Raw genomic sequence first — 24,957 nt, forward strand, 5'->3', positions numbered from 1 at the left:
GTCAGTCCTGATCGATCTTGCGTTCGACCTTGAGCGGCGGCGCCCATGCCGGCTGGGCGGCGTCCTGGGCGTCGGTGGTGAGGCCCGGCACGCCCGGCGGGTTGCCGAGCATCGGGAAGCCGAGCTTCTCGCGCGAGTCGTAGTAAGCCTGCGCGACGAGACGCGACAGCGCGCGGATGCGGCCGATGTACGCCGCGCGTTCCGTGACCGAGATCGCGCCGCGCGCGTCGAGCAGGTTGAACGTGTGGCCGGCCTTCAGCACGAGCTCGTACGCGGGCAGCGCGAGCTGCGCGTCGATCATCTTCTTCGCTTCCGCTTCGTAGCTGTTGAAGAACGTGAACAGCAGGTCGACGTTCGCGTGCTCGAAGTTGTAGGTCGACTGCTCGACCTCGTTCTGGTGGTAGACGTCGCCGTACGACAGGCGGCGCAGCTCGGGGCCGTTCGGGCCTTGCTCTTCCCATTCGGTCCACACGAGGTCGTACACGTTCTCGACCTTCTGCAGGTACATCGCGAGGCGCTCGAGGCCGTACGTGATCTCGCCGAGCACCGGCTTGCAGTCGAGGCCGCCGACCTGCTGGAAATACGTGAACTGCGTGACTTCCATGCCGTTCAGCCACACTTCCCAGCCGAGGCCCCACGCGCCGAGCGTCGGGTTCTCCCAGTCGTCTTCCACGAAGCGCACGTCGTTCTGCTTCAGGTCGAAGCCGAGCGCTTCCAGCGAGCCGAGGTAGAGATCGAGGATGTTTTCCGGCGCCGGCTTGAGCACGACCTGGTACTGGTAGTAATGCTGCAGGCGGTTCGGGTTCTCGCCGTAGCGGCCGTCCTTCGGGCGGCGCGACGGCTGCACGTAGGCGGCGCGCCATGGCTCCGGGCCGACCGCGCGCAGGAACGTGTGGACGTGCGACGTGCCCGCGCCGACTTCCATGTCGATGGGCTGGAGCAGGGCGCAACCCTGCTTGTCCCAGTAGGACTGCAGCGTCAGGATGATTTGCTGAAACGTAAGCATGAAGAGCCTTCGTGGCGCTGGCGCTCCGTTGCGGGCGGCGCTCCGGGCGGGGCCCGGAGGGTCGGCTCGCGCGGCGGCGCGGCTTGTTAGTGTGCTGAAACGTGCAATTTTACCGGATCGGCGGCCGGATGCGGCCGGAACGCGGACGAAGGGGGCGTCGGCGGTGTTTCGGGCGAGCCGTGCGCGGCCTGTGCGTGGGTCGTCGATGCGCGCGGTGCGCTCGCGCGCGGTGTCGCGATGCGCTGCTCGCTCCGCCTGCCGCGCCGCTTTGCGCGGGCGTTAAGATGCGCGTATTGCGGCGCGCGCGACGCCTGCCGCGCGACCGATTGCCCACTCCGGACCGCATGGACGATTCGAACGACCTCCTCATTCCGCTGATGCCGCCGCTGCTTGCGCTGCTCGGGCAGGCCGCCGACGCGCACGCGCGCGGCGAGCGCGACGCGCATGCGCTCTGGCTCGCCGCCGCCGGCCATCTGCACGCCGTCGACATGGCCGCGCTCGCGCAGCTTACCGCGGCGCTCGTCGCACGGCAGCGTGGCGCCGACGCGCTCGCGCTGGCCGAATGCGCGCTGCGCGTGCATCCGGGCGCCGGCGCGAGTTTCAATCATGGCTATGCGCTGCAGATGCTCGGCCGTCACGCCGACGCCGTCGCGTCGTACCGCGCCGCCTATGCGCTCGATCCGGGCTGGCCGTCGCTGCGCAACAACCTGGCGATCGCGCTGCGGCTGTCGGGCGGCGACCGCAACGAAGAAATCGCGCTGCTCGACGCGGCCGTGGCGGCCGACCCGCACGACGTGCAGGTGTGGACCAACCTGGTCGTCGCGCGGCTCGCGACGCAGGACCTCGACGGCGCGCTCGCGTGCGCGGCGCGGCTCGCGGAGATCGCGCCCGACAATGCGCTCGCGCAGAACAACATCGCGATGGCGATGAAGGAGGCGCAACGCTGGGACGACGCCGAGCGCCATGCGGCGCGCGCGTGCGAGCTGGCGCCCGATGACGCGTCGTTCCGTTTCAACCTCGCGATCATCCAGCTCGTGCGCGGCAACTACGCGGCCGGCTGGCGCGGCCACGAGGCGCGCTGGGACGGCGCCGGCGAGCTGCGCGGCCGCCGGCCGGTGCTGCCCGGCCCGCGCTGGCAGGGCGAGCCGCTCGCGGGCAAGACGCTGCTCGTCTGGGGCGAGCAGGGGCTCGGCGACGTGCTGCAGTTCGCGCGCTTCGTCGCGCCGCTCGCCGAGCGCGTGCACCGCGAGGGCGGCCGGCTCGCGTGGAACACGTTTCCGCAGGTGGGCACGCTGATGCGGCGCAGCCTCGGCGCGCACGCGGATGCGTTCAGCGCGGGCGGCGGCGTCGACGCGCTGCCGGCGTTCGACTACGAAGTGCCGCTGATCGGCCTGCCGTTGATGCTCGGGATGGAGACGTCGACGCTCGGCGCGGCGGTGCCGTACCTGCATGCCGATCCGCGCGCGCGCGACGCATGGCGAGCGCGGCTCGCGGGCGACGGCCAGCTGAAGGTCGGGCTCGTATGGACGGGCAGCGCGGGGCACCAGCGCAATCCGTTGCGGCGCGTCGGGCTCGAGCGTTATGCCGATGCGTTGCGCGGTGTCGACGGCGTCGCGTTTTACTCGCTGCAGCCGGGCGCGGACGCGGATGTCGCCGCGGCGCGCGCGGCCGGTTTCGCGATCGAGGACTTCACCGCCGAACTCGAGAGTTTCGACGATACGGCCGCGTTCATCGGCGCGCTGGATCTGGTGATCACGGTGTGCACATCGGTCGCGCACCTGTCGGGCGCGCTCGGCGCACGCACCTGGGTGCTGCTCGACGTGAATCCGCACTGGCCCTGGCTGCTCGAACGCACCGACAGCCCGTGGTATCCGACCGCGACGCTGTACCGGCAGCCGACGTTCGGCGCATGGGCGCCGGTGCTGGAAGCGCTCGGGCGGGATCTGCGCGGCCTGGCCGCGGCCGCGCAGCGGCCGGCCTGAACGGCTGGCCGGCGCGACGTCGCGCGTCGTTGCTTCCTGCGCGCGGCTTGCCGGGGTGTCGTGCGGACTCGGCCTCGTGCGCCGAACGTCGGCGGGCGGGGCGGTCCGCATGCCGCATCGACGGCGGCGGCCGCGCCGCGCCGCGCGCGCCGGCCGCCCGATGCGTCAGGCGTTCCGGTCTCCGCCGGCCTTCGCGCCGTTGCGGCGACGCAGGCCCGGCCCGAACGTGAAGCCGAACGCGAGCAGCACCAGCGACACCGCGAGCACGATGTTGTTGCCGCTCGTCACGTACGGCGTGAAGCCGCTCGTGCCTTCGATCCGCACATCGAGCGAGCCGATCGTAAACGGCTTGAGCTGGCCGAGCACGCGGCCGCGCGCGTCGATCGCGGCGGTCATCCCGGTATTGGTCGAGCGCAGCATCGGCCGGCCCGTTTCGAGCGCGCGCATCCGCGCGATCTGCAGGTGCTGGTCGAGTGCGATCGTGTCGCCGAACCACGCGAGGTTCGTCACGTTGACGAGCACGCCGGGCGGCTGCGGATTGTCGCGGATCGTCGCGGCGATTTCCTCGCCGAACAAGTCCTCGTAGCAGATGTCGGCCATCACCGGCTGGTTGTGCACGAGGAACGGCTTCTGCACCGGCGCGCCGCGCGCGAAGTCGCCGAGCGGCATCTTCATCAGGTCGACGAACCACCGGAAGCCCCACGGGATGAACTCGCCGAAGGGCACGAGATGGTGCTTGTCGTAGTGATAGATGTCGCGCGAGTGCGGCGTCACGCCGTACAGGCTGTTCGTGTAGTCGACGTAGTGGCCGTCCGGCGTGACCGATGCGCCGACCGCGCCGAACAGCACGGCCGAGCCGGTCGTGTCGCTGAACTTGCGGATCGCGACGGCGAACGGTTCGGGCAGCTCCTGGATCATCACCGCGATCGCGGTCTCCGGCGTGACGATCAGGTCGGCCGGTTTCTCGACGATCATCTGCGTGTACATCTTGATCGCCGCGTCGATGCCTTCCTGCTCGAACTTGATGTCCTGCTTCACGTTGCCCTGCAGCAGCCGCACCGTGAGCGGCGCGTTCGCGGGCACGGTCCACGCGGCCTGCGACAGCGCGATGCCGGCCGCGACGAGCGCGACGGCGATGCCGGCCGGCGCGGCGATGCGCACGCGCGCGTTGCCGGCGGCGCTGTTTTCGGATGCGGGCGCCCGGCGCGCGGCGACGAGCGCCTGCACGACCAGCGCGGCGAACAGCGCGAGCACCCAGGCGATGCCGTACACGCCGACGACCGGCGCGAAGCCCGCGAACGGACCGTCGACCTGCGGATAGCCGCTCGCGAGCCACGGGAAGCCGGTGAATACGGTGCCGCGCAGCCATTCGCCGAGCGCCCAGGCGCTCGCGAACGCAAACGCGCCGTGCCAGGTCGGCGAGAACGGCCGCGGATCGGGTTCGCGGCGATGCCATGCATGGCCTGCGCAGAACGACCAGAGCCCCGCCGAGAACGCCGGGTACAGCGACAGGTAGAGCGAGAACAGCACCAGCGCGCCGCCCGCGAGCGGTGCGGCCATCTCGCCGTACACGTGCATGCTGATGTAGAGCCACCAGATGCCGCTGATGAAGTTGCCGAAGCCGAACGCGCCGCCGGTGAGCGCGGCGCCGCGCCAGCTCGACGTGCGCGTCAGCTGCGCGAAAAACCAGACGAATACGACGAGTTGCAGCCAGCCGCCGTGCGGGGTCGGTGCGAAGCTGAGCGTATTGGCCGCGCCGGCGAGCAGCGCGGCCGGATAGTGCCAGCGCGGCAGCGTGCGGCCGGGCGCCGGCGCGAGAAGACCGCCAGCCGGGCGGGACGGGATCGGATCGTCCATGTGAAGCAAAAGAGGGCGAGCGGTTGAAGGAGACGCGACCGGCGCGAGACGGTCAGTCCTCGTGCGAGGTTTCGGCGCGGCGGCTCGCGAGGGGGTTGCGGCGCACCAGCAGCACGTGGACCTGGCGCGCATCGCCGCGCTGGATCTCGAACACGAGGTTGCCGAGCTGCAGCTTCTCGCCGCGGTGCGGCACGCGGCCGAAATGATGGGTGATCAGCCCGCCGATCGTGTCGACCTCGTCGTCGGGGAAGTCGGTGCCGAACGCCTCGTTGAACTGTTCGATCTCGGTGAGCGCGCGCACGCGGAAGCGGCCGTCGGGCCCCGAGATGATGTTGCCGGCTTCCTCGTCGAAGTCGTATTCGTCCTCGATGTCGCCGACGATCTGTTCGAGCACGTCCTCGATCGTGATCAGGCCCGCGACGCCGCCGTATTCGTCGACGACGATCGCGAGGTGGTTGCGGTTCACGCGGAAGTCGTGCAGCAGCACGTTCAGGCGCTTCGATTCGGGAATGAACACGGCGGGGCGCAGCATCCCGCGCACGTCGAATTCCTCTTCGGCGTAGAAGCGCAGCAGGTCCTTCGCGAGCAGCACGCCGATCACGTTGTCGCGGTTCTCCTCGTACACGGGGTAGCGCGAGTGCGCCTTCTCGAGGACGAACGGGATGAAGTCTTCAGGCTTGTCGGCGATGTTGATCGCGTCCATCTGCGCGCGCGGCACCATGATGTCGCGCGCGCACAGGTCGGACACCTGGAACACGCCTTCGATCATCGACAGCGAATCGGCGTCGATCAGGTTGCGTTCGTGGGCGTCCTGGAGGATTTCCAGCAGCTCGGACCGGGATTCCGGCTCGGGCGAGATGAAGTCGGTCAGGCGCTCGAGCAGCGAGCGCTTTTCTTGCGGTTTGTCGGTGAGCTTACGACTGGGATACGAATCGTTCATGGTGGTGCGCCCGGGTCATGCCGGGGCGCGCGGTCACGGAGTAGGCAAGGATACACCAAGGGCATGGCGCGGCCGTGTCACACCGGCCGTCCGGCCAGGGGCAGGCGGCGCGCGCGAGCCCCGCTCGGGAACGGCCGCGCCGGGCGCGACGCCGTCCTGTGTATCCATCCTATCTCAGAAAGGGGCGGCGGGGCACGGCGGCAAAAAAAGCGGAGGCGACCGGCCGGCCGGTCGGCGTCGGCGGCATTTCGTCGCGTGCAGGGCGCGCCGGGCGGGCGCTCGGACCCTCAGAAGCGCATGCCGGCGGAACAGCCGCCGGCGGCCGCGCCGTTGGTCGCGGCGCCGCCGCAACCGAACATGCCGCAGCCGGACAGTGCGACGCTCGTGGCGACGAGCAGCGCGGCCAGCATGACGCGCGATCTGCGTGACGGGTTCATCGGCGCGGATTCTCCTTCGAACGCACGGGGGCGGCGGCCGGTGTGGCGCAAGCCGGCCGGTCGGGCATCACCGGCATCGCGCGAGCAGCCCTTCCAGCGCGCGGTCGGGGATGCCGCTCGCGCGCAGCGCGTCCACGGTGCGGCTCACGTAGTCGAGCGTCGTGCCGTAGCGGCCGGCCGCGCAGCTGAACACTTCCTTCACGACGGGGTCGGTCAGCTTGCCGGTGTAGGTGGGCACGTCGCGGCGCATCACGAATGCCAGCGCGTTCACGCGTTCGCCGGTCTCGAGCGTGCACGGCAGCCACGCGGGCCGGTACGACCCCATCGGCATTTCGCGTTTCCACAACGTCTCGAGATGCGGCTGCGCAGTCGGGCCCGCGAGCCGGAACGCGATGCCCGAGCACGAGCCGCCGCGATCGAGCGCGAGCACGAGGCCCGGACGTTCGGGCGTGCCGCGGTTCACGCGCGACCACAGGTAGAGCCCGCGATGGTAGCCGTGCACCTTGCCGCGCACGGCGGCGATGGTCGGCAGCCCGGGGTTCCAGATCAGCGAGCCATAGCCGAACAGCCAGAGATCCTGCCGGCCGTCCCAGTCGCGCATCGTGTGCGCGAGCGACGCCGCGAGTTCGTCTTCCGTCAGCAGCCGTCCCTCGCCGATCGACGGCGGGTAGGCGGGCGGCAGCATCGCGGCGTGGTGCATGGTGCGGACGGCTTTTACTGGTACGGGTTCGGGAAGCCCAGCTTCGCGAGGATGTCGACTTCAAGCGCTTCCATTTCGGCGGCGTCCTCGTCGCTCGTCTCGTGATCGTAGCCCTGCGCGTGCAGCGCGCCGTGCACCAGCAGGTGCGCGTAATGGGCGATGAGCGGCTTGCCCTGTTCGTGCGCTTCCTTCTCGACGACCGGGCAGCACAGCACGAGGTCGCCGATCACGGTGCCGTCGGGCGCCGGGTCGTACGCGAAGGTCAGCACGTTGGTCGGGTAGTCCTTGTGGCGGTAGCCGGCGTTCAGCGTTTGGCCTTCTTCGTTGCCGACGAAGCGCACGGTGAGCTGCGCGTTCGCGAACAGCGCCGGCTCGAGCCATTCGGCGATCAGCTTGCGTTTCGGCAGCGTCTTGCGGATGTCGGCGGTGATCTCGTCACCGTACTGCACGGACAGGTCGAGCTCCAGCTCGCGCAGCTCGTCCGCCATTTCCGCGATTTCCTCGTCGCGCGGCGCGGGTTCGGCACCCACGTGCAGCGTCACGCTGTCGTAGTGCTCGGGCTGCAGCGCGAGCTTCGCGCGCATCGCCGGATCGTTGTGCTGCGCGACGATCGCGACGGCTGCCTCGCCCGAGCTGCCCGACAGGTCGAACATCAGGCTGCGGCCGTCCGGGAAGTCGATTCGAAGCCCTTGCGCGTTGACGGTCCGGGCCTTGCCCTTCGCATCGAACAGCGAAAGACGCGGGGAATCGGGCGCGGCGGACTGGTCGCGCCCGGACTTGCGAGAACGGGAAGATTTCATGACGGGTGCGGCGATTGGAACGCGTTGAGGATACACCAAACGGCCGATCGCTCCCGAATTCGAACCGGCCGCGCGCGGGCGAAAAAATGCCCGGCGCGCCGTCGGGCGGGCCGGGCCGTCGGCCGGTGCGGCGCGCTGGCGCAGCCGGCTTCCTACGCGTCCTTGTGCTGCGCGTGGAAGTCGTCGTACGCCTCGACGATGCGCGCGACGAGCGGATGGCGCACGACGTCGGCGCTCGTGAAGCGCGTGAGCGCGATGCCGCGCACGCCGCCGAGCACCTGCTGCGCCTCGACGAGGCCGCTCTTGTGCCCGCGCGGCAGGTCGACCTGGCTCGTGTCGCCGGTGACGACGGCCTTCGAGCCGAAACCGATCCGCGTGAGGAACATCTTCATCTGCTCGGGCGTCGTGTTCTGCGCCTCGTCGAGGATGATGAACGCGTGGTTCAGCGTGCGGCCGCGCATGTAGGCGAGCGGCGCGATCTCGATCATCTGGCGCTCGAACATCTTCGCGGTCTTGTCGAAGCCGAGCAGGTCGTACAGCGCGTCGTACAGCGGCCGCAGGTACGGGTCGACCTTCTGCGCGAGATCGCCCGGCAGGAAGCCGAGCCGCTCGCCGGCCTCGACGGCCGGGCGCGTCAGCACGATCCGCTTGACCTGGTCGCGCTCGAGCGCATCGACCGCGCACGCGACCGCGAGGTAGGTCTTGCCGGTGCCGGCCGGCCCGATGCCGAACGTCACGTCGTGCTGCAGGATCTGCTTCAGGTATTCGCGCTGCGCGGGCGTGCGGCCGCGCAGGTCGGCGCGCCGCGTGTAGAGCTTCGGCGCGGGTTCTTCGTCCGGCATTTCCGCGTCGAGCTGCGCGACGGGCTCGTCGAACGGATGGTCCGGATCGCCGCGAAAGCGCACGTCGAGCGTGTCCTGGCGGCCGTTGCCGGACGTGTGGCGCACTTCGACCAGCGCGAGCTGGATATCGTCGACCGACAGCGGATCGCGCGCGCGGTTGTAGAAGTTCTCGAGCGCCGCGAGCGCGAGCTTCGCGCCGCGGCCGCGGATCGTGATCCGGTGGCCGCGCCGCGCGAGCGTGACGTCGAGCGCCTGTTCGATCTGCCGCAGGTTCTCGTCGAGCGGGCCGCAGAGGTTGGCGAGGCGCGCGTTGTCGTCGCGCGGCGCGGTGAATTCCAGTGCTTGGACGGTCTTCAAAGTAGCGTCGGGCTCCTGTGGAACGTCAGTCGGTCAGTGGGTGGCCGCGCTCGCGTCGTCGCTCACGAGCAGCAGCTCGCCGCGCAGCGAGTGCGGGTACGCATGGTTGATCTTCACGTCGATCATCTGGCCGATCAGGCGCGGGTGCGACGCGAGCGGCGCCGGGAAATTCACGACCCGGTTGTTCTCGGTGCGGCCCGACAGTTCGTTCGGGTCCTTGCGCGACGGGCCCTCGACGAGGATCCGCTCGACCTTCCCGACCATCGACTGGCTGATGCGCGCGACGTTTTCCTCGATGGTCGCCTGCAGATGTTGCAGGCGTTTGAGCTTGACCTCGCGCGGCGTGTCGTCGTGCAGGTTCGCGGCCGGCGTGCCGGGGCGCGGGCTGTAGATGAACGAGAAGCTGGTGTCGTAGCTCATCTCGTGCACGAGCGCCATCATCTTGTCGAAATCCTCTTCGGTCTCGCCGGGGAAGCCGACGATCATGTCGGTCGACAGCGACAGGTCCGGGCGGATCGCGCGCAGCTTGCGGATCACCGACTTGTATTCGAGCACCGTGTAGCCGCGCTTCATCGCCATCAGGATGCGGTCGGAGCCGTGCTGGACCGGCAGGTGCAGGTGGCTCACGAGCTTCGGCACCTTCGCGTAGGTGTCGATCAGGCGCTGCGTGAATTCCTTCGGATGAGACGTCGTGTAGCGGATCCGTTCGATGCCGGGGATGTCGGCGACGTATTCGATCAGCGTCGCGAAATCGGCGATTTCGGACGAGCCGGCCGCCAGCGCGCCGCGGTAGGCGTTCACGTTCTGGCCGAGCAGCGTGACTTCGCGCACGCCCTGGTCGGCGAGGCCGGCCACTTCGGTCAGCACGTCGTCGAGCGGGCGCGACACTTCATCGCCGCGCGTGTACGGCACGACGCAGTAGCTGCAGTACTTCGAGCAGCCTTCCATGATCGACACGAACGCGCTCGGCCCCTCGACGCGCGCGGGCGGCAGGTGGTCGAACTTCTCGATCTCGGGGAACGTGATGTCGACCTGCGCGCGGCCGCTCGCACGGCGCGCGTCGATCATCTGCGGCAGGCGGTGCAGGGTTTGCGGGCCGAACACGAGGTCGACGTACGGCGCGCGCGACACGATCGACGCGCCTTCCTGGCTGGCGACGCAGCCGCCGACGCCGATCAGCAGGCCCGGCTTCGCTTCCTTCAGCTCGCGCACGCGGCCGAGATCGGAGAACACCTTTTCCTGCGCCTTCTCACGCACCGAGCACGTGTTGAACAGGATGATGTCCGCGTCTTCCGGGGTATCGGTCTTTTCGAGGCCTTCGGCCGCATTGAGCACGTCCACCATCTTGTCCGAGTCGTACTCGTTCATCTGGCAGCCGAAGGTCTTTACGTAAACTTTCTTGGTCATGGGGATTCGCCGTTCGCAGTGGTTGACCTGGGGGCGTCGTCAAGGGTGAATCGGGACGGCTGCTGCGATGCAGCGGCGCGTGCCGGTGCCGCGTGGCGGACCGGGGCGCGCAGCGCGCGTCGGGCGAGCCTCTCGCGCAACGCGTGAACGCGTGAAAAGCCGTCGGGAAAGCCTTCCATTATAGCTTTACGCGCCGTGCCGGGCGGGCGGCGGGTTGCGGCCGCGCGACGCCTTTCGTTGCATTCCGACCCTGATATGACGGCGCGGCAGCCGTCAGCGGCACGCGTTCAGCAGGTCGTCCAGCGCCGCTTCCTCGCGCGCGAAGCGTTCGGCGAGGAAGTCGAGCAGCACGCGCACGCGCGGCGCCATGTAGCGCTTGCTGTGATAGATCGCGTGCAGCGGCGCGTCCTGGTGCCGCCAGTCGGGCAGCAGCACGCGCAGCCGGCCGGCGCGCACGTCGTCGGCGATGTCCCACAGCGACTTCAGCGCGATGCCGTGGCCGCGCAGCGTCCATTCGCGGGTCAAGCCGCCATCGTTGGTCTCGAACGCGGTCGATACCGGCACCGTGTGGGTCTGCACCTCGTCGCCGCGCGTGAAGCGCCACGTGTTCATCGGGCCCGACGCGATCGTGATCACGTTGCAGGGAAAGCGGGCCAGATCGTGCGGGTCGGCCGGCACGCCGTGGCGCTCGACGAACGACGGCGCCGCGCACAGCACGCGCCGGTTCGCGGCGAGCCGGCGCGCGATCAGCGCGCCGTCGGGCGGGGCGGCGAAGCGGATTGCGAGGTCGATCTCGTCCTGCCACAGGTTCGACGCCGAATCGGACGCCGTCAGCGAGAACGTGACGCCCGGGTGCAGCGTGGTGAATTCGTCGAGCCAGTCGAGCAGCTGGTTGCGGCCGAAATCGGACGTCGACGACAGCCGCACCTTGCCGGCCACCACGTTGCGGCCTTCCTGCAGCAGCGCGTGCGCGTCGTCGAGCGCCTGCAGCGCCTGCCGGCAGCAGTTCAGGTAGAGCCGGCCTTCGTCGGTGAGCCGCAGCTGCCGCGTGGAGCGCTCGAACAGCCGCGTCGCGACCTTCGCCTCGAGCTTCGCAAGGCGCGCGCTCGCGGCGGCCGGCGTGAGGTTCAGCTTGCGCCCGGCCGCGGACAGGCTGCCCAGTTCGGCCGCCTCGACGAACAGCCGGATGTCGCCCAGTCGATCCATCGGATTTCCCAGAAATTTTTGAAAATGGTTCAAATGCCACGCCAATTATCAAAGATAGGCGTATTCGGGACAATGCGCGCAGATCCCGCCTTTTGTGCGGTGCGGCACCGACCGGGCGCCGCGTCCGCCGCCCTTTCGGAGAACGTCATGCCCATTCCGCTCCTGGCGCTCGCGATCAGCGCCTTCGCCATCGGCACCACCGAATTCATCATCATGGGCCTGTTGCCCGAAGTCGCGCACGACCTCGCCGTGTCGCTGCCGTCGGCCGGGCTGCTGGTCACCGGCTACGCGCTCGGCGTCGCGGCCGGCGCGCCGCTGCTCGCGGTGCTGACGAGCCGCATGCCGCGCAAGGCCGCGCTGCAGCTGCTGATGGCGATCTTCATCGTCGGCAACGTGCTGTGCGCGACCGCGTCCGGCTACGCGATGCTGATGGTCGCGCGCGTCGTCACGTCGTTCGCGCACGGCTCGTTCTTCGGGATCGGCGCCGTGGTCGCCGCGTCGCTCGTGCCGGCCGACAAGCGCGCGAGCGCGATCGCGCTGATGTTCACGGGCCTCACGCTGTCGAACGTGCTCGGCGTGCCGTTCGGCACGTTCGTCGGCCAGCTGCTCGGCTGGCGCGCGTCGTTCTGGATCGTCGCCGCGCTCGGCGTGCTGTCGCTCGGCGGCGTCGCGCTGCTGGTGCCGAACCGCCACGACAGCGGGCCCGTCGGCCTCGGCCACGAAGTGCGCGTGCTGAAGGAGCCGCAGGTCTGGCTCGCGCTGCTGATGACCGTGCTCGGCTTCGGCGGCGTGTTCGTCGTGTTCACGTATATCGCGCCGATCCTCGAAACCGTCACCGGCTATTCGCCGCGCGCGGTCGCGTTGATCCTCGTGCTGTTCGGCGCGGGGCTGACGGTTGGCAACACGCTCGGCGGCAAGCTCGCCGATCGCGCGCTGATGCCGTCGCTGATCGCGATCCTGGTCGCGCTGATGGCCGTGATGGCCGTGTTCGCGAAGACGAGCCACCTGCCGGTCGCGGCCGCGGTGACCGTGTTCGTATGGGGAATCGCCGCGTTCGCGACGGTGCCGCCGCTGCAGGCGCGCGTCGTCGAGAAGGCCGCGAGCGCGCCGCATCTCGCGTCGACGCTGAACATCGGCGCGTTCAACGTCGGTAATGCCGCCGGCGCGTGGCTCGGCGGCCTCGCGCTGGGGCACGGCTTCGCGCTCGACGCGCTGCCGTGGGTCGCCGTCGCGGTGACGTTCGCGGCGCTCGTCGTCACGTGGCTCGCGATGCGGCTCGATGCGCGCGCGCCGGCGCGCGGCGCCGCACCGGCCGCGCATTGATGGTGCATCGGGCGGCGGTGCACCGGCGCTATGGCGACAGGAAAAGGTTCGCGAGAAACGCATTCCTCCGCGATGCTGATAACGGTGTGAAGATAACTTCGTTTGCCGGGTCGGGGCCGGGTGATAGCGTCTCGATACGCGCCGTTCGTGGCGCAACCCGATTCCGATTCAGGCTTACCCCATTCGCAGGGCCGCGCGGCGGCCCGGAGGCCATGCTATGTCTTCACCCCTTGCGCTGGTGCGCGACGTGTCTTCCTTCGAATCCGGCAATGCCGTCGACGCGCGGACGTCCGCGTCGCTCGACGTCCTCGAGCAGGTCGTCGGCGTGAACCTCGCGCGCCTGCGCGCCGAGCGGCAGCTGTCGCTCGATGCGCTCGCGCGGCTGTCCGGCGTGTCGCGCGCGATGCTCGCGCAGATCGAATCCGCGCGCAGCGTGCCGTCGATCAAGGTGCTCTGCAAGATCGCCGCGGCGCTCAAGGTATCGGTCGCCGCATTCCTGCGCCGTCACGCGGTGAACGGCTTCGAGCACCTGGCGGCCGAGCGCGCGGCGCGCGTCGTCAGCTCGAACGGCCGCTTCTCGGCGCGTGCGCTGTATCCTGAAGGTGAACCGGCCGCGGCAGAGTTCCACGAGCTGCGGATCGCGCCGCTGCACACGGAGCCCGGCACGCGCCGCGCGCCCGGCACGACGGTCAACCTGGTCGTCAGCGAGGGCACGCTCGAAGTCAGCGTGCACGATCGCCGCCAGTTGCTCGCGACCGGCGACGCAATCGTGTTCGACGCCGACCAGCCGTACAGCCTGCGCAATCCCGGCGACAGCGAGGCGCGCGCGTTCCGCGTGACGGTGAGCCCCGAGGTGCCGCCGCGCTGGCTCGTGCCCGACGCCGCGCACGCGGCCGGCTGAGCGCGCGGGCGGGTCGCCGGGCCGGCGCCGGTTCCATCGGGACGCGCGCAGGCCCGGTGTCGGCCGTTCGGACGATGCCGTTAGACGGCGTCGTCAGTAAGGTTTTAGGTGTGGTTCGCTGCGCGGTGCGCGCAGCTGATGTATGCTTGGCCGGCCGTTCCACGGGGAGATCCCCGTGGCCGGTAATCAGTGCGTCTTCAGGGCGGGGCGAAATTCCCCACCGGCGGTAGGCTGGCGAAAGCCGGCGAGCCCGCGAGCGCCCGCGCATTTGCGCGGGGTCAGCAGATCTGGTCGAATGCCAGAGCCGACGGTCATAGTCCGGATGAGAGAAGATGTGCAGATAGTCATGTCCGTCAGGGCCGCTTTGCCGTCTGTGCGAAGCGGGTTGTCGTTCTGTCTGTTTGCAATGCCCTGAAACGTTTTTCGCCCAAATCGTAATCGCGAGGAGCGTTTCACATGTCCTTCAAGTCCGTTTCGTCGGCACCTGCCGACGCCTTTGCCGATCTCCCGTTGCTGGATTCCGAACCGGTGCCGCCGCGCATCGCCGCCGCACTCGACGCGTTGCGCGCGGGCCGCGCGGTCGTGTTGCAGGACGATCACGACCGGGAAAACGAGGCCGACCTGATCGTCGCCGCCGAACGCATCACGCCCGAGACGATGGCGCTCCTGATCCGAGAGTGCAGCGGCATCGTGTGCCTGTGCCTGACCGACGACAAGGTCCGCGCGCTCGAGCTGCCGCCGATGGTGCAGACCAACGAGAGCCGCAACGGCACCGCGTTCACCGTGTCGATCGAGGCGCGCGAAGGCGTGCATACCGGCGTGTCCGCGGCCGACCGCGTGACGACGATCCGCGCGGCGATCGCCGACGATGCGAAGCCGTACGACATCGTGCGCCCCGGCCACGTGTTTCCGTTGCGCGCGCAACCGGGCGGCGTGCTGGCGCGCCGCGGCCACACCGAAGGGACGGTCGACCTGTCGATCCTCGCGGGGCTGAAGCCGGCGGGCGTGCTGTGCGAGCTGATGAATCCCGACGGCACGATGACGCGCGGCGACGACGTCGAGCGTTTCGCGCAGCAGCACGGGCTGCCGATGCTGACGATCGCGGAGCTCGTCGAATTCCGCGAAGCGCTGGCGGCCGCGCGCGAGCGCTGCTGCGAGCCGGCCTGAGGGCCGGCATGGCGGGCGCACCGTGGCGCCCGCGGGTACGGCGTGCGCAGCGAGCCGCACGCCGGTGATGTCGCTCCGGCGCGGCGGTCGGTCAGGACTGCACGTCGCCGAATTCGCCGCGCAGGCCGGCCGCGACGAGCGCCGGCAGTTCATCCATCCTGCGCATGATCCGCGTGATGCCCATCGCGCGCAGCGCGTCCGCGTAGTTGTCGGGGATGTGGCTCGCGCCGACGAACGCGATCGTCTTCATGCCCGCCGCGCGCGCGGCGTTCAGGCCCGACACGCTGTCCTCGACGACGATGCAGCGCGCCGGCGCGACGCCAAGCGTGCGCGCCGCATGCAGGTACACGTCGGGGTAGGGCTTCGGCCGCGCGACCTGCTCGGAGCTGAACACGCGCTCGCCGAAGATTTCGGTGAGCGACGCGCGCTTCAGCGAACTGCGCACGCGCACGAGCCGGCTGTTCGACACCACCGCGGCCGGCAGGCCGACCTTCAGCAACGCGTCGCGCACGCCGGTGATCGGCGCGAGCGATTGCGCGAGACCGGTTTCGATGTTGCGCTCGACGGTCTCGATGAAGTTGTCCGGCATCCGGATGCCGAAATGCGCTTCGAGCCCCGCGAGAAAGCGCGACGTCTGCTGGCCGAACGCGGACTTCGCGGCGGCTTCGAAATCGAGGTGCGGGAAGGTGGCGGACAGCGTTTCGAGCAGCACGCGGTCGGCAATGACTTCGCTGTCGACGAGCACGCCGTCGCAGTCGCAGATAAGGTGATCGAGCATGATGGTGAAGAAGCGGGGTGTCGGCGACGCCGATCATGCCGCCATGATACGTGCTTTCGCGGCTGCGCCGTGCGGCGCGAGTGCCCGGTCACGATGACGCACCTCGTTGACGGAGGCGTCGTCGCGGCGCGGGCGGCGCGAGCGCGGCGGACTCGTCGTCGATCACCGTTCCGACCCGCGAGCCCTTGCGTGTCGCGAAGCGTGGTCCCGGCGTCGAAGTCGTCCGGTATCGGCCACGGGCGATTCGCGGTGCCGGCGAAGCGACGATCGCGCGACGAAGTGAGTGGCCGGAAGCGCGCGGCAGGCCGTGCCGCGCGCAGGCTCGAGGTCGAATGACGGCGTGCTCAGGCCATCGCGTGCAGGCGCAGATACAGGCCGGCCGCCGCGGCGCCGCCGAGCAGCGGGCCGATCACCGGCACCCACGCATAGCGCCAGTCGCTGTCGCGCTTGCCGGGGATCGGCAGCAGCGCATGCATCAGGCGCGGCGACAGGTCGCGCGCCGGGCTCATCGCATAACCGGTCGGCCCGCCGAGCGAGATGCCGATGCCGAGCACGAGCAGGCCGACCGGCAGCGCGTCGAGCGCGCCGAGGCCGACCTGCGGCGACGCGAGATACAGCACGCCGAGGATCAGCACGAACGTGCAGATCGCTTCGGTCAGCACATTGTGCGTGGTGCTGCGGATCGCGGGCGCCGTGCAGAACACCGCGAGCTTCAGGTCCGCATCGACTTCCTTCGCGAAGTGCTGGCGATACGCGAGCCACACGAGCAAGGCGCCCGCCATCCCGCCGAGCATCTGCGCGAGGATGTAGCCGCCGACCTTCGACCACGCGAACTTGCCCGCGAGCGCGAGGCTGATCGTGACGATCGGGTTCAGGTGCGCGCCGCTGAACGATGCGGTCACGTAGACGGCGACGAACACGGCCATCGCCCAGCCCATCACGATCACGATCAGGTCCGCGCCCTTGCCCTTGGTCTTCGCCAGCAGCACGTTGGCGACCGCGCCGTTGCCGAGCAGCACGAGAATGGCGGTGCCGATGAATTCTGCAATATAAGGTGACATGTTTGTCTCTCGTAGGTCGCGGCGGACTCGCGCGTTGCGCGGTCCGCCGGTGTTGTTGTATTTCGTTCGGAGTTCTTGTGATTTCTGCCGCGGTGCTTACTGCACGTCGTCGGCCCACGCCTTCGCGGCGCGCACCGCGCGTTGCCAGCCAGCCATGCAGCGCTCGACCTGCTCCTTCGGCATCGACGGCGAGAAGCGGCGATCGAGCTGCCACTGGCTGCGCACTTCGTCGAGGTTCTTCCAGTAGCCGATCGCGAGGCCCGCGAGGTAGGCTGCGCCGAGCGCGGTCGTCTCGGTGATCTGCGGGCGCACCGCGTCGACGCCGAGCAGGTCGGCCTGGAACTGCATCAGCAGGTCGTTCGCGCTCGCGCCGCCGTCGACGCGCAGCTCGCCGATGCTGATGCCCGAGTCGGCTTCCATCGCGGCCAGCACGTCGAGCGACTGGTACGCGATCGCGTCGAGCGCCGCGCGCGCGAGGTGCGCGGACGTCGTGCCGCGCGTGACGCCGAACACCGAACCGCGCGCCCGTGCGTTCCAGTGCGGCGCGCCGAGGCCCGCGAACGCCGGCACGAGATAGACGCCGTCGGTATGCGGCACGCTCGCGGCGAGCGCTTCGATTTCGGCGGCCGTCTTGATGATGCCGACACCGTCGCGCAGCCACTGCACGACCGCGCCCGCGATGAAGATGCTGCCTTCGAGCGCGTACTGCACGTCGTCGCCGATCTGCCACGCGATCGTCGTGACGAGGTTGTTCTTCGACTCGATCGGCTTGTCGCCGGTGTTCATCATCAGGAAGCAGCCGGTGCCGTAGGTGTTCTTCACCATGCCCGACGTCGTGCACATCTGGCCGAACAGCGCCGCGTGCTGGTCGCCGGCGATCCCCGCGAGCGGGATCTTCGACGCGAACACCGTGGTTTTCGTATGGCCGTAGATTTCCGACGACGCCTTCACTTCCGGCAGCATGCTGCGCGGGATGTCGAGCAGCTCGAGCAGCTCGCTGTCCCACTCGCGCGTGTGGATGTTGAACAGCATCGTGCGCGACGCGTTCGTCACGTCGGTCACGTGCAGCTCGTGCTTCGTGAAGTTCCACACGAGCCAGCTGTCGACGGTGCCGAACGCGAGCTTGCCCTGGCGCGCCTTGTCGCGCGCGCCCGGCACGTTGTCGAGGATCCAGCGGATCTTGGTCGCGGAGAAGTACGAGTCGATCGGCAGACCGGTCTTCGCGCGCACCTTCGCCTCGAGGCCCTGTGCTTTCAGCGAATCGCAGAAGTCGGCGGTGCGGCGGTCCTGCCACACGATCGCGTTGTAGACGGGCTGGCCCGTCTCGCGATCCCAGACGATCGTCGTCTCGCGCTGATTGGTGATGCCGATCGCGGCGATCGACGTGCCGTTCAGGCCGGTGCGCGTGACGGCTTCGGCGGCGACACCCGCCTGCGTCGACCAGATTTCCTGCGGGTCGTGCTCGACCCAGCCGGGTTGCGGGTAGATCTGTTCGAATTCCTTCTGGGCGATCGATACGATGTTGCCCTGGCGATCGAACAGCATTGCGCGGGAGCTCGTCGTGCCCTGGTCAAGCGCGAGGATGTACTGATCCTGCATGTCTCTCATCTCCATCCGTGGATTGGCGTAGTTGTGATGCGCGCCGCATGTTACGCGGCGCGTCGGTGAATCAACGTCGGTCAGGCAACTGCAACTGCAAACGGATCACGCGTGCGGCGCGTGCGCGGCGGCGAACCACGCATCGACCGCGGCCGTCACCGCGTCGAGCGTGCCCGGCGCCACGTGCAGGCCGAGCTTCGAGCGGCGCCACAGCACGTCCTGCGCGCAGGTCGCCCATTCGACGTCGCGCAGGTAGCGCAGTTCGGCATCGTGGATGCCCGGGGCGATCTCGGCGCCGAGGTCGGCGAGCGACGTCGCGCCGTCCACCACGCGTTCCGCGCGCGTGCCGTACGCGCGCGCATAGCGGCGCGCAAGCGCGGCGGGCAGCCACGGATGGCGTTTCGCGAATGCGTCGGCGAACACGTCGAACTTCGCGTTCGCGATGTCGCCGCCCGGCAGCGGCGCGCCGGCCGTCCAGGTCTTCGCGTCGCGGCCGAGCGCGCGACACAGCAGGTCGGCGGCTTCCTCCGCGAGCTTGCGGAACGTCGTGATCTTGCCGCCGAACACCGACAGCAGCGGCGCGCCGGCGCCGTCGTCCATCTCGAGGCGATAGTCGCGCGTGACGGCCGACGCGTTCGCCGCGTTTTCGTCTTCCAGCAGCGGGCGCACGCCCGAATAGGTCCAGTGCACGTCGGCCGGCGAGATCTTGCGCTTGAAGTAGCGGTTGATCGAGTCGCACAGATACTGCGTCTCGTCGCGATCGATCGCGACCTTCGCGGGATCGTTCGTGTATTCGACGTCGGTCGTGCCGATCAGCGTGAAGTCGTGCTCGTACGGAATCGCGAAGATGATCCGCTTGTCCGGGTTCTGGAAGATGTATGCGTGGTCGTGATCGAACAGGCGCCGCGTGATGATGTGGCTGCCCTTCACGAGCCGCACGCTGTGCTGCGCGCCGCGACCGAGCGCGCCGTGCAGCACTTCGCCGACCCACGGGCCGGCCGCGTTCGCGACCGCGCGCGCGCGCACGACGCGGATCGAGCCGTCCGCGTGCCGCAGCCGCGCTTCCCATTCGTCGCCGTGGCGTTCCGCCGACACGAGTTTCGTGCGCGTGAGGATCTCGGCGCCGCGCTCCTTCGCATCGAGCGCGTTCAGCACGACGAGGCGCGCGTCGTCGACCCAGCCGTCCGAATACACGAAGCCGCGCTTGATCGAGTCGATCAGCGGCGCGCCGGCCGCGTGGCGGCGCATGTCGATGCCGCGGGAGCCGGGCAGCAGTTCGCGCTTCGCGAGGTGATCGTAGAGGAACAGGCCGATGCGGATCAGCCAGGCCGGCCGCAGGTTCGGCATGTGCGGCATCACGAAGCGCAGCGGCCACATGATGTGCGGCGCCGCGCGCAGCAGCGTCTCACGCTCCTGCAGCGCTTTGCGGACGAGTCCGAATTCGTTGTATTCGAGGTAGCGCAGGCCGCCGTGAATCAGCTTCGTGCTGGACGACGACGTGTGCGACGCGAGGTCGTCCTGCTCGCAGAGCAGGACCGACAGGCCGCGGCCGGCCGCATCGCGCGCGATGCCGGCGCCGTTGATGCCGCCGCCGACGACGAGCAGATCGTAGCGATTCGGTTGGGTCACCTGCTGTCCTTATCGTCTGATGGAAATGGACGAACATGAAATGTTCGAATTCGAAATTTAACGAACGAAATCGAAAAAGTAAAGTTCGAAAAAGCGGGGCCAGTAGCGCGTGGCGCGATCCCGGACGATACTGGCGCAATCGACCGTTTCGCGAGGTGAATCATGCGTATTGGGATGTGGGTCGGCGCGTGCGCCGTCGTCCTGGCGGGGTGCAGCGCCGGCACGCCGCCGCTTGCCGGCAACTGGCGGGCGCCGTCGTTCGTCGACCTGCAGACGTCGTGCGGCGGCACCGCGCGCGACTGGGGCGCGGACGCGCAGCCGGTCTATTCGACGCTGTACGACGCGTATGTGGCGAAACGGTATCGCGGGCTGACGCAGGCGAACTATTGCGCGTTCGTAAACGAACTTTCGGCGCACTATGCGGCGCCCGACGCGGCGGGGCGCGCCGGATGGGTCGCGTATTTCAACGGCGCGCGCGCGCAGGCCGTCAGCTGGCGGGCCGCGGTCGATCCGACGCTGCGCGGCGGCTGACGCCGGAACGCTGCGGGAGGCGGGAAAAGCGCGGGAAAAGCGGCGCGGCCGGAAATCCGGCCGGCGCGCTCAAGTCAGGAACAGCGGGACTTCAGGAATAGCGGCATTTGATGGATCGCAACGCGGCGTCGCCGGTTTCGGTCACGCAGTATTTGCGTCCCGATCCCAGCCCTTCCAGCCGCACGAGCTGCTGTTCGAGCAGCGCGTCGAGTTCATCGCGATCCATGTCCCCGTGATCGGGGGCATCCTTCACAAGCAGTAGCGTGGCGAATTCATGCGGACTCAGCATCGTTCTCTCCATGGCAATCGGTTTGCCCGCGCAGCCGGCGCAAACGCCGCTGCGCGATACCCGGCGGGGTATGGCTTGGGGGGAAAGCTGTATTCGCCGGCCTTCGGATTCGCACACGCCTTGGCACGGGCGGATCGCGCGAACGGGCCGGGGAACTGGAGTCTAGTCGAGCGCGCGGGCAACGACAAATCGTGCCCCGTTAATTTTCAGTTTGACAGGCACGCAAACCGCTAGCGGTTCAGCGGGCGCGCCAACTTCTTGATTTCACTTGAAGTTTCAGGTGCGGTGCAGCATCGCGCGGGTCATTCCGCGGGGTCATTCCGCGACGTACACCTGGGTGCCCGCGTTCGCCACCGCGTCGGCCATCTCCGGCGGCAGTGGCTTGTCGGTGAAGAGTGCATGAACCTGGCTCAGGTGGCCCTGGCGCACCAGCGCCGGACGGCCGACCTTCGAATGATCGGCGACGAGGTAGACCGTGCGCGCATGCTGCATGATCGCCTCGGCCACGCGCACCTCGCGCGTGTCGAAGTCGCGCAGCGTGCCGTCGGCCTCGATCGCCGACGTGCCGATGATCGCGTAGTCGACCTTGAACTGGCGGATGAAGTCGATCGCGAGCTCGCCGACGATGCCCTTGTCCCACGGCCGCACGATGCCGCCCGTGATCAGCACCTCGCAGTCGGGATAGCCGCTCATCATCGACGCGACGTTCAGGTTGTTCGTGATCACGTGCAGCCCGTGATGACGATTCAGTGCGCGCGCAACTTCCTCGGTCGTGGTGCCGAGATTGATGAACAGCGACGCCTGGTCGGGGATGTGCGACGCGGCGAGCGCCGCGATGCGCCGCTTCTCGTCATGGAACATCCGCTGGCGCGCGGTGTACGACACGTTTTCCGAGCTGGTCGGCAGGCTCGCGCCGCCGTGGTAGCGGCGCAGCAGGTTCAGGTCGGCGAGCCAGTTCACGTCGCGGCGGATCGTCTGCGGCGTGACCGCGAAGTGCGCGGCGAGATCGTCGACGGTCACGAAGCCGTCGCGCTGCACCCATTCGAGCAGTTCCTGCTGGCGCGCGTTGAGGGTGAGGCGGGGATCTCGGGTCATGGCTCGGCGGTCGGATCGTGAGGCGGAGCGGGTATTGTAAGGGCGGGAAGGGCGTTCGACCGGCCTGCGGCGCATCACCGCCCGGAATTCATGCGGAAAGTACATGGATTCATGTGACAAATGAATTTGTGCGATCGCGCGGATCGCGCTGCAATGGCGGACTGTCCGCGCATGCCGGTCGTGCGTCCGGCGCGTTCATTCAGCTTTCGACGAGGTGGAACCGATGACTCGCTTCAACTGGCACAACCCGTATCCGACGACCCGCATCCCGGTATTCGCGCGCAACGTCGTGTCGACGTCGCACCCGCTCGCCGCGCAGGCCGGGCTGCGGATGCTGTGGAAAGGTGGCAATGCCGTCGATGCGGCGCTGGCCGCCGCGGCCGCGATCACGGTGGTCGAGCCCGTGTCGTGCGGGCTCGGCGGCGATGCGTTCGCGCTCGTGTGGGACGGCGCGCGGCTGTCCGGGCTGAATGCGTCGGGCGTCGCGCCGGCCGCATGGAGTCCCGACTATTTCCGCAAGCGCCACGGCGAGGACGCGCACGGCATCGCGAACAAGCCGACGCGCGGCTGGGACACCGTCACGGTGCCGGGCGTGATCGCGGGCTGGGAAGCGCTGCATGCGAAGTTCGGCTCGCTGCCGTTCGCGGATCTGCTCGAGCCGGCGATCGAGATCGCCGAGCGCGGCTATGCGGTGTCGCCGATCGTCGCGCACAAATGGGCGGCCGCGGTGCCCGAACTGCAGGGACTGCCGGGTTTCGCCGACACCTTCATGCCGCGCGGGCGCGCGCCGCACGTCGGCGAGCGCATATGCCTGCCGGGCCACGCGCAGACGCTGCGCACGCTCGCGAACGACGGCCCGCGCGCGTTCTACGAAGGCGCGCTCGCCGCGCAGCTCGCGGCGTTCGCGCGCGAAGGCGGCGGCGCGCTGACCGAAGCCGACCTGCGCGCGTACCGGCCGGAATGGGTCGAGCCGATCGGCAAGCGCTTCGGCCGTCATACGATTCACGAGATCCCGCCGAACGGGCAGGGCATCGCCGCGCTGATCGCGCTCGGGATCGCCGAGCGGGCGGGCCTGAGCGAATGGCCGGTCGATTCGGTCGACTCGCAGCACCTGCAGATCGAGGCGATGAAGCTCGCGTTCGCGGACGTCTATCGCTACGTCGCCGATCCGCGCGCGATGGACGTGACGCCCGCGCAGATGCTCGACGATGTGTATCTCGCGGAACGCGCGAAGCTGATCGATCGCGCGCGCGCGACGCACTTCGCTGCCGGCCGCCCGCAGTCGGGCGGCACGATCTACCTGTCCGCGGCGGACGAGCGCGGGATGATGGTGAGCTTCATTCAGTCGAACTATATGGGTTTCGGTTCGGGACTCGTCGTGCCCGGTACCGGCATTGCCTTGCAGAACCGCGGGCACGGCTTCTCGATGGACCCGGCGTCGCCGAACGTCGTCGCGGGCGGCAAGCGGCCGTTCCATACGATCATCCCCGCGTTCGTCACCGAGGAAGTCGACGGCCGCAGCGAGGCCGTGATGAGCTTCGGCGTGATGGGCGGCGACATGCAGCCGCAGGGCCACCTGCAGACCGTCGTGCGCATGCTCGGCTACGGACAGCAGCCGCAGGCCGCCTGCGACGCGCCGCGCTGGAAGGTCAATCGCGACTTCACGCTCGACGTCGAGTCGACGATGAAGCGCGAGACGGTCGACGGGCTCGCCGCGCGCGGCCATACGATCAAGTCGATCGACGATCCTTACATGGATTTCGGTTCGGGGCAGTTCGTGTGGCGTCTCGATCGCGACGATCCCGACCGCGGCTACGTGGCCGCGAGCGACAGCCGCCGCGACGGTCTTGCGGCCGGTTTCTGACGGAACGCTTCCAGCGTTGTGCCCGACGGGCGGCCGGATGGCCGCCCGTTTTGCCTGGATGCAGCGCATGCCGTCGCGCGCGCGCAACCGGTTCGAACAACTCATCTAACGATCCGCAACATGCGCGGCGGAACTGCGCGCGGCGGGCATGGTCAGTGCTTTGAAGCACGAACATAAAAGTCCGGCTAAGATGCCAGCATGGTTCGGCCGGACCAATCCACTAATAAATGCAAGCAAAACGTCGCCTGCGGGCACGCCGGGCCTGTGCGAAGAGAGGGGCCGGCCTGCCGCGCGACGACTGGGAGCGCATCACCATGCCTACTGAAACGACGCATGTCATGCCGTGGCGTATCGAGGACATCGACCTGAACCGGATCGATCGTCAGCGCGCCGCCGCGAACGAGGATCTGCTGCTGTTGCTGTGCGCGTCGTCGTTCATCGAAAGCGGCTCGGATCTCTACACGAGCAACCTGAGCGAGTTCTTCAACGACGATCCGGAAGTGTCCGCGTGGCTCAACAATGCGTGGGAGCACGAGGAACTGCAGCACGGGCGCGCGCTGAAGGCGTATATCGCGCACGTGTGGCCGGAGTTCGACTGGGACACCGCGTTCGCGAATTTCTTCGCCGAGTATTCGAAGACCTGCTCGGTCGACGCGTTCGAGAAGACCCGCGCGCTCGAGATGGTCGCGCGCTGCGTCGTCGAGACGGGCACGGCCACGCTCTATCGCGCGATCAACGAATGCTCGGACGAGCCGGTGCTGAAGGAAATCACCGACAACATCCGCTCGGACGAAGTGCGTCACTACAAGCACTTCTTCAAGTTCTTCAAGAAGTACAACAAGCTCGAAGGCAACGGCCGTCTCGCGGTGCTCGGCGCGCTGATGCGCCGCGTGATGGAAATCAAGAACGAGGATTCCGAGATCGCGCTGCGCCACGTGTTCGCAGTCCGCTACCCGGATCGCGTCGGCGACAGTCAATACAACCGCGAGCGTGCCGCGCGCATCAGCTCGCTCGTGCGGCGCAACCTGTCGGCCGACATGTGCGTGAAGATGCTGCTCAAGCCGCTCGACCTGCCCGCGAAGATCCAGCCGAGCGTCCACTATCCGCTGACGAAGATCACGCGGCACGTGTTCATGCGCTGATCGTCACCGCGCGGTCCGGCGCGCGTATGCTGCGCGATCATCAT

The 24,957-nt window shown here is 68.7% G+C and carries 22 protein-coding genes and 1 riboswitch; of the genes, 7 read left to right on the top strand and 15 right to left on the bottom strand.

Annotation, left to right across the window (positions count from 1 at the left end; genetic code table 11):
* Position 1: 1 nt before the first annotated feature.
* Complete coding sequence (glyQ, locus tag DIE17_RS05510; RefSeq protein WP_080294533.1) at positions 2–1,006, bottom strand: glycine--tRNA ligase subunit alpha; 1,005 nt, start codon at positions 1,004–1,006, stop codon at positions 2–4.
* A 344-nt stretch (positions 1,007–1,350) separates the two neighbouring features.
* Between glyQ and DIE17_RS05515 the strand changes: the two genes are divergently transcribed.
* A complete protein-coding gene (locus DIE17_RS05515; protein ID WP_124521057.1) occupies positions 1,351–2,988 on the top strand; it encodes a tetratricopeptide repeat protein in 1,638 nt (545 codons plus the stop codon).
* A gap of 165 nt (positions 2,989–3,153) precedes the next feature.
* Here the strand turns inward: DIE17_RS05515 and lnt are convergent, their stop codons facing one another.
* The 8 genes from lnt to DIE17_RS05550 all read right to left on the bottom strand — a co-directional run bounded on the left by lnt (position 3,154) and on the right by DIE17_RS05550 (position 11,534).
* Entirely contained in the window at positions 3,154–4,845 is a 1,692-nt protein-coding gene (gene lnt / locus DIE17_RS05520) for an apolipoprotein N-acyltransferase (RefSeq protein WP_124521058.1), read from the bottom strand.
* A 52-nt stretch (positions 4,846–4,897) separates the two neighbouring features.
* Complete coding sequence (locus DIE17_RS05525) at positions 4,898–5,785, bottom strand: HlyC/CorC family transporter (RefSeq protein WP_044846806.1); 888 nt, start codon at positions 5,783–5,785, stop codon at positions 4,898–4,900.
* 287 nt (positions 5,786–6,072) lie between these two features.
* Complete coding sequence (locus DIE17_RS37285) at positions 6,073–6,222, bottom strand: hypothetical protein (protein ID WP_185500336.1); 150 nt, start codon at positions 6,220–6,222, stop codon at positions 6,073–6,075.
* Positions 6,223–6,289: 67 nt separating this feature from the next.
* The gene (locus DIE17_RS05530; protein WP_124488627.1) at positions 6,290–6,922 is read right to left on the bottom strand and encodes a gamma-glutamylcyclotransferase; all 633 of its coding nucleotides are present in this window, start codon (positions 6,920–6,922) and stop codon (positions 6,290–6,292) included.
* A gap of 14 nt (positions 6,923–6,936) precedes the next feature.
* A complete protein-coding gene (ybeY, locus tag DIE17_RS05535) occupies positions 6,937–7,722 on the bottom strand; it encodes an rRNA maturation RNase YbeY (protein ID WP_124521059.1) in 786 nt (261 codons plus the stop codon).
* Between the two features lie 152 nt (positions 7,723–7,874).
* Positions 7,875–8,921, bottom strand: coding sequence for a PhoH family protein (locus tag DIE17_RS05540; RefSeq protein WP_124488629.1), 1,047 nt, complete (start codon positions 8,919–8,921; stop codon positions 7,875–7,877).
* 33 nt (positions 8,922–8,954) lie between these two features.
* Complete coding sequence (gene miaB / locus DIE17_RS05545; RefSeq protein ID WP_124521061.1) at positions 8,955–10,328, bottom strand: tRNA (N6-isopentenyl adenosine(37)-C2)-methylthiotransferase MiaB; 1,374 nt, start codon at positions 10,326–10,328, stop codon at positions 8,955–8,957.
* A gap of 273 nt (positions 10,329–10,601) precedes the next feature.
* Positions 10,602–11,534 carry a LysR family transcriptional regulator gene (locus tag DIE17_RS05550; RefSeq protein WP_044846801.1) on the bottom strand — a complete coding sequence of 311 codons (933 nt, stop codon included), beginning with the start codon at positions 11,532–11,534 and terminating at the stop codon, positions 10,602–10,604.
* 147 nt (positions 11,535–11,681) lie between these two features.
* Between DIE17_RS05550 and DIE17_RS05555 the strand changes: the two genes are divergently transcribed.
* From DIE17_RS05555 to ribB, 3 genes are all read left to right on the top strand, one after another.
* Entirely contained in the window at positions 11,682–12,857 is a 1,176-nt protein-coding gene (locus tag DIE17_RS05555) for an MFS transporter (RefSeq protein ID WP_124488631.1), read from the top strand.
* Between the two features lie 217 nt (positions 12,858–13,074).
* Positions 13,075–13,758, top strand: a complete 684-nt coding sequence (locus DIE17_RS05560; RefSeq protein ID WP_044846799.1) for a helix-turn-helix domain-containing protein — start codon at positions 13,075–13,077, stop codon at positions 13,756–13,758.
* A gap of 189 nt (positions 13,759–13,947) precedes the next feature.
* A riboswitch (FMN riboswitch) is annotated at positions 13,948–14,096 on the top strand.
* 118 nt (positions 14,097–14,214) lie between these two features.
* On the top strand, positions 14,215–14,925 hold the full coding sequence (gene ribB / locus DIE17_RS05565; protein WP_124488632.1) for a 3,4-dihydroxy-2-butanone-4-phosphate synthase: 711 nt from the start codon (positions 14,215–14,217) through the stop codon (positions 14,923–14,925).
* Between the two features lie 91 nt (positions 14,926–15,016).
* Here the strand turns inward: ribB and DIE17_RS05570 are convergent, their stop codons facing one another.
* From DIE17_RS05570 to glpD, 4 genes are all read right to left on the bottom strand, one after another.
* Complete coding sequence (locus tag DIE17_RS05570) at positions 15,017–15,703, bottom strand: HAD family phosphatase (protein ID WP_124488633.1); 687 nt, start codon at positions 15,701–15,703, stop codon at positions 15,017–15,019.
* Positions 15,704–16,047: 344 nt separating this feature from the next.
* Positions 16,048–16,764, bottom strand: a complete 717-nt coding sequence (locus tag DIE17_RS05575) for an MIP/aquaporin family protein (RefSeq protein ID WP_044846788.1) — start codon at positions 16,762–16,764, stop codon at positions 16,048–16,050.
* A 96-nt stretch (positions 16,765–16,860) separates the two neighbouring features.
* The gene (gene glpK, locus DIE17_RS05580; protein WP_124486895.1) at positions 16,861–18,363 is read right to left on the bottom strand and encodes a glycerol kinase GlpK; all 1,503 of its coding nucleotides are present in this window, start codon (positions 18,361–18,363) and stop codon (positions 16,861–16,863) included.
* Positions 18,364–18,468: 105 nt separating this feature from the next.
* Positions 18,469–19,992, bottom strand: coding sequence for a glycerol-3-phosphate dehydrogenase (gene glpD, locus DIE17_RS05585; protein ID WP_124486896.1), 1,524 nt, complete (start codon positions 19,990–19,992; stop codon positions 18,469–18,471).
* 162 nt (positions 19,993–20,154) lie between these two features.
* Here glpD and DIE17_RS05590 point away from each other — a divergent pair, with 162 nt between their 5' ends.
* Positions 20,155–20,523 (top strand): hypothetical protein, encoded by a 369-nt coding sequence (locus DIE17_RS05590; RefSeq protein WP_185500335.1) that lies wholly within the window; start codon positions 20,155–20,157, stop codon positions 20,521–20,523.
* A gap of 91 nt (positions 20,524–20,614) precedes the next feature.
* On the opposite strand, the gene DIE17_RS05595 is transcribed toward DIE17_RS05590, so the two are convergent.
* Together DIE17_RS05595 and DIE17_RS05600 are read right to left on the bottom strand one after the other, a co-directional pair.
* Positions 20,615–20,812 carry a hypothetical protein gene (locus DIE17_RS05595; protein ID WP_044846784.1) on the bottom strand — a complete coding sequence of 66 codons (198 nt, stop codon included), beginning with the start codon at positions 20,810–20,812 and terminating at the stop codon, positions 20,615–20,617.
* Between the two features lie 315 nt (positions 20,813–21,127).
* Positions 21,128–21,907, bottom strand: coding sequence for a DeoR/GlpR family DNA-binding transcription regulator (locus DIE17_RS05600; RefSeq protein WP_044846783.1), 780 nt, complete (start codon positions 21,905–21,907; stop codon positions 21,128–21,130).
* A gap of 223 nt (positions 21,908–22,130) precedes the next feature.
* Between DIE17_RS05600 and DIE17_RS05605 the strand changes: the two genes are divergently transcribed.
* Together DIE17_RS05605 and DIE17_RS05610 are read left to right on the top strand one after the other, a co-directional pair.
* The gene (locus tag DIE17_RS05605; RefSeq protein WP_124521063.1) at positions 22,131–23,771 is read left to right on the top strand and encodes a gamma-glutamyltransferase family protein; all 1,641 of its coding nucleotides are present in this window, start codon (positions 22,131–22,133) and stop codon (positions 23,769–23,771) included.
* 314 nt (positions 23,772–24,085) lie between these two features.
* Positions 24,086–24,913 (top strand): ferritin-like domain-containing protein, encoded by an 828-nt coding sequence (locus DIE17_RS05610; RefSeq protein WP_044846781.1) that lies wholly within the window; start codon positions 24,086–24,088, stop codon positions 24,911–24,913.
* Positions 24,914–24,957 lie beyond the last annotated feature (44 nt).

It is taken from the genome of Burkholderia sp. Bp9099 (genome assembly GCF_003857805.1).
In the GTDB taxonomy this organism is placed as follows: domain Bacteria; phylum Pseudomonadota; class Gammaproteobacteria; order Burkholderiales; family Burkholderiaceae; genus Burkholderia.